Here is a 13631-nt window from a genome sequence, read left to right as displayed (position 1 = left end):
ACCATCGACTCGCGCCGCAAGATCCTGGCCGAACTCGAGGACCTGAACAAACAACTCAGCTTCACCCTCGGCGAGCGTCCGGCCAGCTCGGGGGAGACCCTCGAGCTGCGGCCCTTCTCCGCCGAGAAGGACCGCGACATCTTCGCCGCCCGCACCGAGGACATGGGCGCCGCCGGTGACGGCTCCGGCGGACCGGCCGGCAACCTCGACGACGAGATCGGAGCCGCGCTCTCCCGCCTCGACGACGAGGAGGCCGCCTGGTTCGTGGCCGTCGACTCGGGCGAGAAGGTGGGGATGGTGTTCGGCGAGCTGCTGGGCGGCGAGGTCAACGTGCGCATCTGGATCCACCCCGAGCACCGCAAGAAGGGGTACGGCACCGCCGCGCTGCGCAAGTCGCGCACCGAGATGGCGTGGTGCTTCCCCGCCGTGCCGATGGTGGTGCGGGCGCCCTCCGCCCGGCCCGCCTGAGCTACGGCAAAGCCAGGGTCCGCTCCGGCGTTCAGCCCAGCGTCGCGGTGACCGCGACGATGTTGCGCAGCTGCGAGGTCTCGTCGTCGGGGAAGACCAGGCCGTAGTCGGCGAAGTACTCCCGCCGCTCGCGGGTGGTCACCCGCCAGCCTCGGCCGGTCAGGTAGTCCACGACATTGCTGCGCTCGCCGTCGAAGAACAGCCCGGACAGGTCGATGTCGCAGCCCAGGTTGGCCCAGCGCTCGTTGAACTGCTGGGCGCGTTCGGTCATCGTCCGCCCGGAGTCGCCGTGGAATTCGGTGGCCAACACGCTGCCGGGCGCACTGAGCTCGGTGATGTTGTCGAAGAGCCGGTCCTGGGCTTCGGGCGGCAGGTACATCAGCAGGCCCTCGGCGCTCCACGATGTCGGCTGCGTCGGGTCGAATCCGCTGCGCCGCAACGCTTCCGGCCAATCGTCGCGGAGGTCGACGCTGACGGTGCGCCGGTCGGCGGTGGGCGTGGCGCCCAGCTGCGCCATCGCGGCGGTCTTGAACTCGACGACCTTGGGTTGGTCGACCTCGTAGACCACGCTGCCGGGCGGCCAGCCCAGCCGGTACGCGCGGGCGTCCAGGCCGGCGGCCAGGATCACCGACTGGCGGATGCCGTCGCGGGCGGCGTTGAGGAAGAAGTCATCGAAGAAGCGGGTGCGCACGGCGATCGAATCCGTTTCCAGCTGCAGGTCGCGCTCGCCGTCCTGCGCATCGGCGCGGGTCATCTCGCCGTCCACCAGCCGGCGGAAGAATTCCAGTCCCACGGCCCGCACCAGCGGCGCCGCGAACGGGTCGTCGATGATCGGGTCGGTGCCCTCGCTGGCCAGCGCGCGCGCCGCGGCGACCATCGTGGCCGTGGCACCGACGCTGGAGGCCAGGTCCCAGCTGTCTTGGTCAGTGCGTGTCATCCTGCTCCCATTTACTTAGCGAACGCAACGAGTCAAGAGCACTCTACGCTCAACCGCTGACGGCTTCCTGTGCATTTATCGGTCGCCCGATGACGGGCCTGGACCGACTCACCCGGCTCAGCTGTTAGTCTCGTACACGGTTTGACGCGCGACGCCGTACGTCCTGGCCTGCGGGGTGTTGGGCGCGTAATGCAGGAGACCCCCGGCTCGCAGGAGGAAGAGTGCTTTCGGCTTTCATCTCATCGCTGCGGACAGTCGACCTGAGACGGAAGATCCTCTTCACGCTGGGCATCGTCGTTCTCTATCGGCTGGGCGCCGCTTTGCCGTCCCCCGGCGTCAATTTCCCCAACGTCCAGCAGTGCATCAAAGAGGCCAGCGGCGGCGCGGCCGGGCAGATCTATTCGCTGATCAACCTGTTCTCCGGCGGCGCGCTGCTGAAACTGACGGTGTTCGCGGTGGGGGTGATGCCCTACATCACCGCGAGCATCATCGTGCAGCTGCTCACCGTCGTCATCCCGCGGTTCGAGGAACTGCGCAAGGAAGGCCAGTCCGGCCAGGCCAAGATGACGCAGTACACCCGCTATCTGGCCATCGCGCTGGCCATCCTGCAGGCGACCAGCATCGTGGCCCTGGCGGCTAACGGCGGGCTGCTGCAGGGCTGCTCGCTGGACATCATCGCCGACCAGAGCATCTTCACGCTGGTCGTCATCGTGATGGTGATGACGGCCGGCGCGGCGCTGGTGATGTGGATGGGCGAGCTGATCACCGAGCGCGGCATCGGCAACGGGATGTCGCTGCTGATCTTCGTCGGCATCGCGGCACGCATCCCGTCGGAGGGCAAGACCATCCTGGACAGCCGCGGCGGGATGATTTTCGCCGCTGTCTGTGTGGCCGCCCTGGTCATCATCGTCGGCGTGGTGTTCGTCGAGCAGGGGCAGCGCCGCATCCCGGTGCAATACGCCAAGCGCATGGTCGGCCGGCGCATGTACGGCGGAACGTCGACCTACCTGCCGCTCAAGGTCAACCAGGCCGGCGTCATCCCGGTCATCTTCGCGTCGTCGCTCATCTACATTCCGCACCTGATCACGCAGCTCATTCGCAGCGGCAGCGGCGGTGTGGGCAACAGCTGGTGGGACAAGTTCGTCGGCAGTTACCTGTCCGACCCCAGCGATCCGATTTACATCAGCATCTACTTCGGGCTGATCATTTTCTTCACGTACTTCTACGTGTCGATCACGTTCAACCCCGACGAGCGTGCCGACGAAATGAAGAAGTTCGGCGGGTTCATCCCCGGCATCCGGCCGGGCAAGCCCACCGCCGATTACCTGCGTTATGTGCTGAGCCGAATTACCCTGCCGGGCTCGATCTACCTCGGCGCGATCTCCGTGCTGCCCAACTTGTTCCTGCAAATCGGCAATGGCGGAGCGGTTCAGAATTTGCCGTTCGGCGGTACGGCGGTTTTGATCATGATTGGTGTTGGCTTGGATACGGTCAAACAGATCGAGAGCCAGCTCATGCAGCGCAACTATGAAGGGTTCCTCAAGTGAGAGTCGTTTTACTGGGACCGCCCGGGGCGGGTAAGGGGACGCAGGCCCAGAAGCTCTCGGAAAAGCTCGGTATCCCGCAAATCTCCACCGGGGAACTGTTCCGCAGCAATATCGAGAACGGGACCAAACTCGGCCTGGAGGCCAAGCGCTATCTGGACGCCGGTGACCTGGTGCCCTCGGAGCTGACCAACCAGCTCGTGGACGACCGCCTGAACGACCCCGACGCGGCCGACGGCTTCATCCTGGACGGCTATCCGCGGTCGACGGAGCAGGCCAAAGCGCTGCACCAGATGCTCGAGCACCGGGGCACCGACATCGACGCCGTGCTGGAGTTCCGGGTCTCGCAGGAGGAGCTGCTGCAGCGGCTCAAGTCGCGCGGCCGCGCCGACGACACCGACGACGTCATCCTGAACCGGATGAAGGTCTACCGCGACGAGACCGCGCCGCTGCTGGAGTACTACCGCGACGAACTCAAGACGGTCGACGCCGTCGGCACGATGGACGAAGTGTTCGCCCGTGCCCTGCAAGCGCTGGGCAAGTAACCGTGAACCCGCTGGCGCGGCTGCGGAGTCGCAAAGTCGTGCCGCAACGCACCGCCGGTGAACTCGACGCGATGGCTGCGGCGGGGGCGGTGGTGGCGGCAGCGCTGCAGGCCGTGCGGGCGGCCGCGGTTGCGGGAGTGTCGACCCTGGGCCTGGACCAGATCGCCGAGTCGGTGATCCGGGAGGCCGGCGCGGTGCCGTCCTTCCTCGGCTACCACGGATACCCCGCGTCGATCTGCGCGTCGATCAACGAGCGGGTGGTGCACGGGATACCGTCGGCCGCGGAGATCCTGGCGCCCGGTGACCTGGTCTCCATCGACTGCGGGGCGGTGCTGGACGGCTGGCATGGTGATGCCGCGATCACGTTCGGTGTCGGCACGCTCGACGCCGCCGACCAGGCCCTCTGCGACGCCACCCGGGAATCACTGGAAGCCGGCATCGCGGCGATGGTGCCCGGCAATCGGCTGACCGACATCTCGCACGCCATCGAAACGGGCACTCGGGCGGCGCGGGAGCGGCACGGGCGCGCCTTCGGGATCGTGGAGGGCTACGGCGGGCACGGCATCGGCCGGCAGATGCACATGGACCCGTTCCTGCCCAACGAGGGCTCGCCCGGCCGGGGTCCGCTGCTGGCCCCCGGGTCGGTGCTGGCCATCGAACCGATGCTGACCCTCGGGACGGGCAAGACCATGGTGCTCGACGACGAGTGGACCGTCACCACCTCCGACGGGTCCCGTGCGGCGCACTGGGAACACACCGTCGCGGTCACCGACGCCGGGCCGCGCATCCTGACACAGCCTTAGGTGAACTAAACAGCCATTCGACTCGTATCAGAAGTCGGAGGTGATCGAGTGGCTCGTGTGGCAGGCGGTTGGCGGGCATCCGGGGCTGCCGAAGCCGCCCTGATGAAGGCGCTTTACGACGAGCACGCGGCGGTCCTGTGGCGGTACGCGCTCCGGTTGACGGGGGACGCGAGCCAGTCCGAGGACGTCGTGCAGGAGACGTTGCTGCGGGCCTGGCAGCATCCGGAGGTCGTCGGGGACACCGAGCGCTCGGCGCGGGCCTGGCTGTTCACCGTCGCCCGCAACATGATCATCGACGACCGGCGCAGCGCGCGGTTCCGCAACGTCGTCGGCTCGACCGACGAGGCGGGCGCGCCGGAACGGTCCACCCCGGACGAGGTGAATGCGGCGCTGGACAAACTGCTGATCGCCGACGCAATGGCGCAACTGTCCCCCGAGCACCGGGCCGTCATAGACCGGTCCTATTACCGCGGATGGACGACCGCCCAGATTGCCGCCGACCTCGGGATCGCCGAGGGAACCGTGAAGTCGCGACTACACTACGCCGTGCGGGCGTTGCGGCTCACTCTGCAGGAACTTGGGGTCACCCGCTGAGGGCTCCGAATGCTTAAAGGGTGATGAGGAAATGGATGACATGAAAACGCCGCTACGGGGGATCGGCGCTCCGGACGATCCCTACGTGATGTGGGATGCCGCATACGTTTTGGGCTCGTTGTCGGCCAGCGAGCGACGCGAATTCGAGGCGCACCTGGCGCACTGCCCGGCCTGCCGCGAGGCCGTCGCCGACCTGAGTGGTGTGCCGGCCCTGCTGTCGCAGCTCGGCGGGGACGAGGTGGCCGCGATCCACGAGTCCGGCCCCGCGCCGGTGACGCCGGAGCTGTCGCCGCAGTTGCTGCCGTCGTTGCTGGGCAAGGTGAGCTGGCGGCGGCGCCGCACGCGGATCGTGACCTGGGTGGCCTCGTCGGCCGCGGCCGTGGTCCTGGCCGTCGGCGTGTTCGTCGGGGTGCAGGGGTATTCCTCGTCGCCGTCGCCGCAGGTGGCCGCGCCCTCCGCGCCGATGGCGCAGGTGGGCACCACCCTGCTGGCCTCGACGGTGCAGCTGTCCAGCGAGCACTGGGGGACGTCCATCAACCTGCGGTGCGTGTGCCTGGCGCCGCTCAACGCCCACCATGACACCCTGGCGATGGTGGTGGTGGGTCGCGACGGCACCCAGACCCGGCTGGCGACCTGGGTGGCCGAACCCGGCCGCACCGCGACGCCCGCGGGCAGCATCTCGACGCCGGTCGACCAGATCGCCGCGGTGCAGGTGGTGGCCGCCGACAGCGGCCAGGTTCTGCTGCAGCGTTCGTTATAGGCCACTGACATGTCCAGCCACCGGCGTCCGCTTCGGGCCCTGGTGGTGGGCGCCGGGGTCGGCGGCATTTCGGTGGCCAGGGGATTGTTGCGAGACGGCCACGACGTCACCGTCTTGGAGCGGCGGCCGGATGTGCGGGCGGCCGGCGGCGCGGTGACGATCTGGTCCAACGGCGAAACGGTGCTTCGGCAACTCGGCGTGGAGATGGACGGGGCCGGCCAGCTGCTGCGCACGGTGCGAGCCGTGACGTCCACGGGCCGCCCGCTCGCGACGCTGGACGTGTCCGCGATCGCCGACCGGCTGGGCGCGCCCGTCCGGATGGTGCCGCGCCGGATCCTGCTGGAGCGGCTGCTGGACGGTTTCCCGGCCGACCGCATCCGCTGTGGCGCCCACGCGGTCGCGTTGGCCCGCACGCGCGATGGCGTGCGCGTCGAGTTCGGCGACGGCGGCTCGGCCGACGGGGACCTGGTGATCGGAGCCGACGGCCTGCACTCGATGGTTCGCAACACCGTCGGTGCGCCCGACGCGAAGCCCACCGGCTGGTGCAGCTGGCAGGGATTGATCACCCTCCCGGAGGTCCCGGACAAGGACTCCGCGCTCATGGTCATCGGCGAGCGCGGCAACCTCGGCCTGTGGCCGGCCGGGGGCTCCGAGGTGCAGTGGTGGTTCGACCTGCCGTGGTCATGCGACTTCGTGCGGCCGCAATGCCCGATCCAGACCATCCGGTCCCATTTCACCGGGTGGTCCGGAACCGTCGATCGGGTGCTGGCGGCACTGACCGACGACGACCTGGCGCATTCGCCGTACCCGCATTTCCGGCATCCGATGCCTCCCGCGGGCCGCGGTCCGGTCACGTTGCTCGGGGACGCCTTCCACACGATGCCGCCCACCCTGGCGCAGGGCACCAACCAGGCGCTGCTCGACACCATGGTGCTGTGCAAGGCGCTGTCGGATTGGCACGGCACCGGCGACGTTGCGAGCGCGTTGCGCTGGTATGAGAAGACCCGCCGGCGCAGGGTGATGGCTGTGTCCCGGCTGGCGTCGCTGCCGGTCTCCCACGGGGAGGTCGTGCTGCGCCCGGCCGCGCTGATTCCCGACCGGCTGCAGGCCCGCGCGCTGACGACGTTTCTGCGGTGGACCAGTCACCGCCGCATGTCCGGGGAGATCAGTCGAGAGGTGGGGGCAGCGACGGCCGGTCGATCCAGTCCATGAACGCTTCGGACGAATGCGTCACGGTGCGAGGCGATTTCGACGCCCCGTCGCGGTGGCTCTGGCTGTTGAAGTGGTGCGTGCTGGCGGTTCCGCACTACCCCATATTGATCGGGCTCTATCTGGTCTATCCGTTGTCGACCGTGGTCGCCGGCGTCGTCATCTTGTGCAGCGGGCGGTATCCGCGGCCCCTCTTCGACTTCAACGTCGGCGTGCTGCGCTGGTCGTGGCGCGTCATGAATTTCAGGTTCCCGATGAACAGCACGGACTCCTACCCGCCTTTCACCCTCGCGTCGCGGCCCGACTACCCCGGCGACCTGCAGGTCGAGTATCCGCAGCGGCTGCGGAATTGGGCCGTGTTGGTGAAGTGGCTGCTCGCCGTCCCGCACATCCTCCTGTGCTGGTCCATGGAGCCGCTCCTGCAACTGCTGTGCGTGATCACCGCGGTGACGCTGTTGTGCACCGGAACCATCCCGGCGGGCATGTACGATCTCCTGCTGGGCATCGTCCGTTGGCGCTACCGGGTGGCCGTCTACGTGTCCCTGATGCGCGACGAATACCCGCCGTTCCGAATGGATCTGGGTGGGCAATGACCCGTCGCAATCCCTTGTTCCCGTACGTGTATCGGTTCGGGCAGCCGGTCTTCGACCGGCTGTTCTATCACCGGTATCGGCGCGCGGCGCTGAGTAACGCGAGCGGCCGGTTGCTCATGCTCGGCCTGGGGCCGGGCACCGACTTGAGGTTCCTGCCCCCCACGGTGACGTCGGTCGCCGCGGTGGAGCCGGAGGCGCCGTTCCGCCGGATGGCGTCCCGGCTTGCCGATCGCCACGGCATCGCCGTCGACATCCTCGAGGGGACCGGCGAGTCGATTCCCTTCCCCGACAACAGCTTCGATTCGGTCCACGGTGGGCCTGGTGTTGTGCTCGGTCGACGACGTGACCGCCACCCTGGCCGAGATACGGCGCGTGCTCACGCCGGGGGGAAGGCTCGTCGTCCTCGAGCACGTGCGCGGGGAGGGCGCGACGGGCCGGTTGCAGGATCTGATCTGCAAGCCGTGGTCATGGCTGGCCGCCGGTTGCGAGCCGAACCGGCGAACCCGGGATGCCATCGCCGCAGCCGGGTTCGACACCACGGCGCTGCGGACCATCCCGCGCACGCCGGTCCCGTTCCCGTGCAAGCCCCATCTGCAAGGCTTCGCCGTCCTCATTCCACGCTGACGGCCTCGACGATGTTCAGCCGCGCCGCACGCCGTGCCGGTGGCAGCGAGCCGAGCAGGCAGATCGCCAGCGCCCCGGCGGTAAAAGCGAGGCCCATCGGACTCAGGCGGAAGCCGACCTGGAAATTCATGATGTCCCCGCTGATGAGGCTGAACAGCCATTGGTCGGTCAAGCCGAACAGCAGCCCCAGAAGGCCTCCCACAAAACCGATTCCGGCCGCCTCGGCCAGGACCATCCGCAGGGTGAACCGGCGGCTGGAACCCATGGCGCGCAGCACACCGATCTCGCGGCGGCGTTCGGTCACCGAGAGCGTCAGCGTGTTGAGCAGCGCGACGGCGGCCACCGCCACGACGATGACCCACACGGCGTTGGCGATGAACATGCTCTGGTGCAGCGGAGCTTCGAGCCCCGCCAGCGCCGCGCGACCCTCGTACACGTGGTTGGGCGCCGGTACCACCTTGCGCACGTCGGCCAACAGGTGCCGCGGGTCCGTCCCGGGGGCCGCGGTGACTTGCAGGGTCGTCGCGGCCGGGCGATCGAACCATGTGCGCAGATGATCGAGGTCGATTCCGACCGTTCCGATGACGGTCGAAAAGAACGGCACCAGGGCCAGGACGGCCGTCTGCCGCGGCCCGTTCGGTGTCTGCAGCTGCAACCGGTCGCCGGCGCGCACGTGCAGCGCGGCGCCGAGGTTCTGCGTGAGCACCACACCGCGGCCGGCCAGGACGTCGGCGCGCAGGTGCTCGTCGAGCGCGCGGAAGAGCGGGTCGTGGGTTCCGGCGGAGAAGCCGTCGAGCAGAACGCGCGTGCCGCCGATCACGGCGAATCCGAATGCGCCCTCTGTCACCCGCGCCACGCCGGGCACCGCCGCCACGCGTTCGGAAAGGCCCTGCGGCAGAACGTCGGTCGGATAGCTGTCCGGCGCGTCCGCGCTCACCCACACGTCGACGTCGGCGGCGGGGGAGAAGATGCCGCGGGCCGAGCGGATCATGTCGGCGTTGGTGCCGGTGATCACCACCGTGGTGACGACCCCGATCAACACGGTCATCACCGTGGCCCAGACTCGTCGCGGCGCGCGTTCGATGGTGGCCGCCGCGAGCGCCCCGAACGATCCGAACAGGCGAGCCGTCGCGGCCGTGGCCGCGACGATGGGCGTAGTGAGCGCGAAGCCCAGCGCGATCTCGGCGCTGAGCAGGGCGGCCATCGCGACGAACGCGAAGGTGCCGCGTTGGCCGATGACCACCCAGATCGACGCCGCGGACACCGCGACGGCGCCCACACCGGCCGCGACCCGCAGCCATCGCGGCACGACGTCCGCCGCCGACGCCCCGGCGGGCGCCAGCGCCTCGATCGGTGCGACCTTGTACACCTGCCGCGCGGCCATCGCCGACGCGGCCACGCTGGTGAGCGCCGTGGCCGTGACGGCCAGCGGGATGGCGTAGCCGGGCAGCCAGTACTCGACGCGGGCCTCGAGGCCCTGGGTCATCGCAGGTGGCAGTCGACCAATTGCCAGGTGGCCCGCCAGGATTCCGAGGCCCGACCCGATGGCCCCGCCCATGAGCCCGAGGATCGCCGCCTCGCCGAGCATGTCGCCGACGATGGTGACGCGCCGGCCGCCGATCGCGCGCAGCATGGAAATGACGGGGCGGCGCTGGGTGATCGCCATCGTCATCGTGGTGTAGATGAGAAACGCGCCGACCACCAGCGCGACCGCCGCCCCCAGCAGGGCCATGTAGTTCATCAGCTTGACGCCGTCGCCGGCCCGGGCCGCCCGCAGGCTCGGCGCGGCGACGACGGCGCGGCCGTTGACCGCGGCGGTGACGGCGGCCCGGGCGGCGGCCGGATCGGCGCCCGGTTTGATGGTGATCAGTATCGAGTCCAGCTGACCGGGGCGGCCGGTGACGTTCTGTGCCAACGCAAGTGGGGCAAGGACGTAGTGCCCGCCGTTGAGGTCCGCGAACTGCCGGCCCGCGAGCACCTCGGCGACGGTAACCGACCCCGAGCCCAGTTGCAGCGTCTGGCCTTTCGCATAACCCACCCGCGGCCCGACCTGAACGCCGCCCGGCGTCGAGGACAGCTCCTGCACCGGTCGTGCGACCGCATCCTTCAGGGCCCCACCCAGCGCGGCGGTGCGCGCATCCGCGCCGAGCAACAGCACCGGCCCCGTCGCCGTGGACGCGGAAGTCCGGATCATCGGCGCCGCGGTGGCGACACCCGGAACCGCGGCGACGTCGGCCAGTATCGTGTCGGGGAATCCGGCGTCGGTGATGCCCGACACCTCCAGCGCTGCCACGCCGGCGATCCCGTTGGCCAGCCGGTCGACCGATCCGGTGATCGAGCCGAAGATGCCGAATATCGCGACCAGATACGTTGCGGAGACGGCCATTACGGCGATCGAAGCGAACGTGCGGCGACGGTGCACGGCGAGCTCACGCAGGCTGAGCACGCGCACTCGGCTCGCGGCCGCCGATATCCTCACGCGGGGACCGCCGGGAGGTCGGAACCGACCCGTCCGTCCTGCAGCGTGATGACCCGATCGGTCGCCGCGGCGGCGTCCGAATTGTGGGTCACCATCACCACCAACCGGTCGCGGCCGTCCTCGTGCGCCACCTCGGCGAGAAGGGCGAGGATCGCGGCGCCCGTCGCGGAGTCGAGGTTGCCGGTGGGCTCGTCGGCGAGGACGAGCGCCGGATCCATCATCAACGCGCGCGCCACCGCGACCCGCTGCATCTGGCCGCCGGACAGTTCCGCCGGGCGGTGCTCGGTCCGGTTGCCGAGCCCGACGCGGTCCAGCAACCGGATCGCATCCGGTTTGGCCCTGCCCAGCCGCACACTGTCGAGCAGCTTGGGGACCGCCACGTTCTCCCAGGCCGACAGCGTCGGCAACAGGTTGAAGAACTGGAAGATGAAACCCACTCGGTGATGGCGGAACTCGGACTGCTGCTGGTCGCCCAGGCGGCCGATCTCCTCGCCGTCGAACGTGATGGAGCCCGAATCGGGGGAGTCCAGCGCGCCGAGCAGATGAAGCAGCGTGCTCTTGCCCGCCCCGGACGGACCGACCACCGACACGAACTGACCGCCGTCGAGGCGCAGGCTGATCCCGTCGAGCGCCCGGACCGATTGACCGCCGACCCGATACTCGCGCACCACGTCGCGCAGTTCGATGGTCATCTAGACACCACGAGAGCCGCCGGCGGTCGGTTCACCGCTCGGGTGAACCGACCAAGTGCCCCATTCGTGTCTGATGACATGTTCGGCAACTATCGGGTGGTCGACCATATAGTCGGCCACCTCGCCGCACTGGGGGTGGACCACGTTTTCGGTGTCGACGGCGCCAACATCGAGGATTTGTACGACGCCGCGCACTTCGAACCCGAGATCACCGCGGTGCTGGCCAAACACGAATTCTCCGCGGCCACCATGGCCGACGGCTACAGCCGGAGCGGCGCCGGGCTCGGCGTGGTGGCGGCGACCTCGGGCGGGGGAGCACTGAACCTCGTCGCCGGCCTGGGCGAGTCGTTCGCGAGCCGCGTTCCGGTGCTGGCCCTGGTCGGCCAGCCCGCGACCACGATGGACGGCCGGGGCAGCTTCCAGGACACCAGCGGCCGCAACGGTTCCCTCGACGCCCGTGCGCTGTTTTCGGCGGTGTCGGTGTTCTGCGAGCGGGTGCTGGCGCCGGCCGGCATCGTTTCGGCGTTGCCCCGCGCCGTCGCCGCGGCGCGCACCGGCGGCCCCGCGGTGTTGTTGCTGCCCAAGGACATTCAGCAGGCGCGCATCACCGTCGACGACGCCACGGAGTGCCCGAACAGTTTCAGCGCGCCGATCGGCAACCCGCATCTCATCGCCTCCGAGCTGCGCCGCGCAACCGGCCAGGTCACCATCATCGCCGGCGAGCAGGTGGCCCGCGACGACGCCCGCGACGAACTCGAGCAGCTGCGTGCGCTCCTGCGCGCGCGGGTGGCCACCGTCCCGGACGCCAAAGATGTCGCGGGCACACCGGGTTTGGGGTCGTCGTCGGGGCTCGGGGTGACCGGCGTGATGGGCCACCCGAGCGTGGCCGAAGCGGTGGCCGCCAGCGCCGTGTGCCTCATTGTCGGCACCCGGTTGACGGTCACCGCGCGCGGAGGCCTGGACGACGCGCTAGCCGCGGTGCGAACGGTGTCCATCGGGTCGGCGCGGCCCTACCTGCGCTGCGTCCATGTGCACACCGACGACCTTCGCGGCTCGCTGCGCATGCTGACCCAGGCGCTGTGCGGTCACGGACGCCCGAGCGGCCTGCGCGTGCCCGATGTGATCCCCCGCACCGAGCTGAAACCGCCGGCCGGGGCGGGACCGGGGATCCGATACCGCGACGCCATGGCGGTGCTGGACCGCGTCCTGCCCGACGGGGCCGACATCGTGGTCGACGCCGGTAACACCGGCGCGGCCGCCATCCATCACCTGCCGGCGCGGCGCGGCGGCAGGTTCGTGGCCGCGCTCGGCATGGGCGGCATGGGCTACAGCTTCGGGGCCGCGATCGGGATGGCGTTCGGGCGTGCGAACGGCGGCCGGGGCGCCGGCCGAACCGTGGTGATCGCCGGGGACGGCGCGTTCTTCATGCACGGTCTGGAGGTGCACACGGCCGTGCAATACGCGCTTCCCGTGACGTTCGTGTTGTTCAACAACAACGCCCACGCCATGTGCGTGACCCGTGAGCAGCTGTTCTACCAGAACCGCTACAGCTACAACCGTTTCCGGCCCAGCGCGCTGGGAACCGGTCTGGCGACGATGTTTCCCGGCCTGACATCGGTCGATGTCAGCGAGCCCGCCCAATTGGCCGCGGCGCTCCGGACGTCGCTGGACATCGAGGGCCCGGCGGTGGTCAGCGTCGAATGCGACGCCGATGAAATCCCGCCGTTCGCCCCTTTTCTCGCCGTGCCGTCAGGGAATGACGCCGTTTCAGAACAGGTTTCGACCGCGAAGGAGAACCGGGCCGATGTCGCTGCCAGCGCTTGAGGATATCCCCACCCCCATCGACGGGGTGGTCCGCATAGAAACCAGTCCGCGGGAGAAGGCGACTCCGATCATCATGGAGATGATGCGGTCGGTGTACCCGCACGATCAGGTGTTCGGGCAGTACTGCACGGTCAACGATTACGTCGCGTGCCCGCCGGCCGAGCTGTATGAGTACATGGCGGACACCCGAAGCCTCGAGGAGTGGACGTACAGCCTGCGCGGCTTCACACCCACCGACGAGCCGGGCCTGTGGCTGGCCTACGACCGGCTCGGTTCGGAGACCGAGATCTACACCCGGACCGTCGCCAACGCGGCGGCGCGGACCGTCGACTACCACTGCGCGTGGGACCAGGGCAAGCACCTGTGGATGGTCTACCTCATGCGCGTCGTCGACGCGCAGGTGGTCTTCGACAAGCCGGGATCGGTTGTGCTGTGGACGAACTGCCACCACCCGTTCTACGACCACAACCCGTACCCGGAGACCGCGCCGCCGCAGCGGCCGGTGTGGGTGGGCGACTTCTGGGACATGTTCGGTGCCGGGCATGCGCTGGAGCTGCAG

13 protein-coding genes and 1 pseudogene are annotated in these 13631 nt (G+C 69.2%); 11 read left to right on the top strand and 3 right to left on the bottom strand.

What is annotated here, in order from left to right; translation table 11 throughout:
* On the top strand, positions 1-468 hold a 468-nt coding region (locus A9X04_RS00465), incomplete at its 5' end, for a GNAT family N-acetyltransferase (RefSeq protein WP_067916699.1).
* Positions 469-499: 31 nt separating this feature from the next.
* Here A9X04_RS00465 and A9X04_RS00460 read toward each other — a convergent pair.
* Positions 500-1405, bottom strand: a complete 906-nt coding sequence (locus A9X04_RS00460) for a class I SAM-dependent methyltransferase (protein WP_067916697.1) — start codon at positions 1403-1405, stop codon at positions 500-502.
* Between the two features lie 221 nt (positions 1406-1626).
* On the opposite strand from A9X04_RS00460, the gene secY reads away from it, so the two are divergent.
* From secY to A9X04_RS00420, 8 genes and pseudogenes are all read left to right on the top strand, one after another.
* Positions 1627-2952: a preprotein translocase subunit SecY gene (secY, locus tag A9X04_RS00455; RefSeq protein ID WP_067916694.1), complete on the top strand. Its 1326-nt coding sequence runs from the start codon at positions 1627-1629 to the stop codon at positions 2950-2952.
* On the top strand, positions 2949-3494 hold the full coding sequence (locus tag A9X04_RS00450; RefSeq protein ID WP_067916692.1) for an adenylate kinase: 546 nt from the start codon (positions 2949-2951) through the stop codon (positions 3492-3494). Before secY ends, A9X04_RS00450 begins: the two co-directional genes overlap by 4 nt.
* A 2-nt stretch (positions 3495-3496) precedes the next feature.
* Positions 3497-4297: a type I methionyl aminopeptidase gene (map, locus tag A9X04_RS00445; protein ID WP_067916690.1), complete on the top strand. Its 801-nt coding sequence runs from the start codon at positions 3497-3499 to the stop codon at positions 4295-4297.
* A gap of 48 nt (positions 4298-4345) precedes the next feature.
* Positions 4346-4891, top strand: a complete 546-nt coding sequence (locus A9X04_RS00440; protein ID WP_082974719.1) for a sigma-70 family RNA polymerase sigma factor — start codon at positions 4346-4348, stop codon at positions 4889-4891.
* A 40-nt stretch (positions 4892-4931) separates the two neighbouring features.
* Positions 4932-5651 (top strand): anti-sigma factor, encoded by a 720-nt coding sequence (locus tag A9X04_RS00435; RefSeq protein ID WP_102419957.1) that lies wholly within the window; start codon positions 4932-4934, stop codon positions 5649-5651.
* Positions 5652-5660: 9 nt separating this feature from the next.
* On the top strand, positions 5661-6863 hold the full coding sequence (locus A9X04_RS00430; RefSeq protein ID WP_067916683.1) for an NAD(P)/FAD-dependent oxidoreductase: 1203 nt from the start codon (positions 5661-5663) through the stop codon (positions 6861-6863).
* A gap of 23 nt (positions 6864-6886) precedes the next feature.
* Positions 6887-7453: a DUF4389 domain-containing protein gene (locus A9X04_RS00425; protein WP_067916702.1), complete on the top strand. Its 567-nt coding sequence runs from the start codon at positions 6887-6889 to the stop codon at positions 7451-7453.
* A pseudogene (locus tag A9X04_RS00420) lies at positions 7450-8077 on the top strand (class I SAM-dependent methyltransferase). Before A9X04_RS00425 ends, A9X04_RS00420 begins: the two are co-directional and overlap by 4 nt.
* Here the strand turns inward: A9X04_RS00420 and A9X04_RS00415 are convergent.
* Entirely contained in the window at positions 8064-10463 is a 2400-nt protein-coding gene (locus A9X04_RS00415; RefSeq protein WP_231985625.1) for an ABC transporter permease, read from the bottom strand. The pseudogene A9X04_RS00420 and the gene A9X04_RS00415 overlap by 14 nt on opposite strands.
* Before the next feature lie 89 nt (positions 10464-10552).
* Positions 10553-11248, bottom strand: coding sequence for an ABC transporter ATP-binding protein (locus A9X04_RS00410; RefSeq protein ID WP_067916679.1), 696 nt, complete (start codon positions 11246-11248; stop codon positions 10553-10555).
* Between the two features lie 78 nt (positions 11249-11326).
* On the opposite strand from A9X04_RS00410, the gene A9X04_RS00405 reads away from it, so the two are divergent.
* Both A9X04_RS00405 and A9X04_RS00400 read left to right on the top strand, forming a co-directional pair.
* The gene (locus tag A9X04_RS00405) at positions 11327-13072 is read left to right on the top strand and encodes a thiamine pyrophosphate-binding protein (protein ID WP_067916677.1); all 1746 of its coding nucleotides are present in this window, start codon (positions 11327-11329) and stop codon (positions 13070-13072) included.
* A partial coding sequence (locus tag A9X04_RS00400; RefSeq protein WP_067916700.1) for a hypothetical protein occupies positions 13053-13631 on the top strand: 579 nt, incomplete at its 3' end. The genes A9X04_RS00405 and A9X04_RS00400, both read left to right, overlap by 20 nt.

It is taken from the genome of Mycobacterium sp. E3247 (assembly GCF_001667785.1).
In the GTDB taxonomy this organism is placed as follows: domain Bacteria; phylum Actinomycetota; class Actinomycetes; order Mycobacteriales; family Mycobacteriaceae; genus Mycobacterium.
Note: the sequence above shows the minus strand (reverse complement) of the source record. Positions and strands in the feature narration are given on the sequence as shown.

Coding starts and splice junctions, on each gene's coding strand:
- A9X04_RS00460 (WP_067916697.1), bottom strand. CDS start 1,405: ATGACACGCACTGACCAAGACAGCTGGGACCTGGCCTCCAGCGTCGGT.
- A9X04_RS00435 (WP_102419957.1), top strand. CDS start 4,932: ATGAAAACGCCGCTACGGGGGATCGGCGCTCCGGACGATCCCTACGTG.
- A9X04_RS00430 (WP_067916683.1), top strand. CDS start 5,661: ATGTCCAGCCACCGGCGTCCGCTTCGGGCCCTGGTGGTGGGCGCCGGG.
- A9X04_RS00415 (WP_231985625.1), bottom strand. CDS start 10,463: ATGGCCGTCTCCGCAACGTATCTGGTCGCGATATTCGGCATCTTCGGC.
- A9X04_RS00410 (WP_067916679.1), bottom strand. CDS start 11,248: ATGACCATCGAACTGCGCGACGTGGTGCGCGAGTATCGGGTCGGCGGT.
- A9X04_RS00405 (WP_067916677.1), top strand. CDS start 11,327: ATGTTCGGCAACTATCGGGTGGTCGACCATATAGTCGGCCACCTCGCC.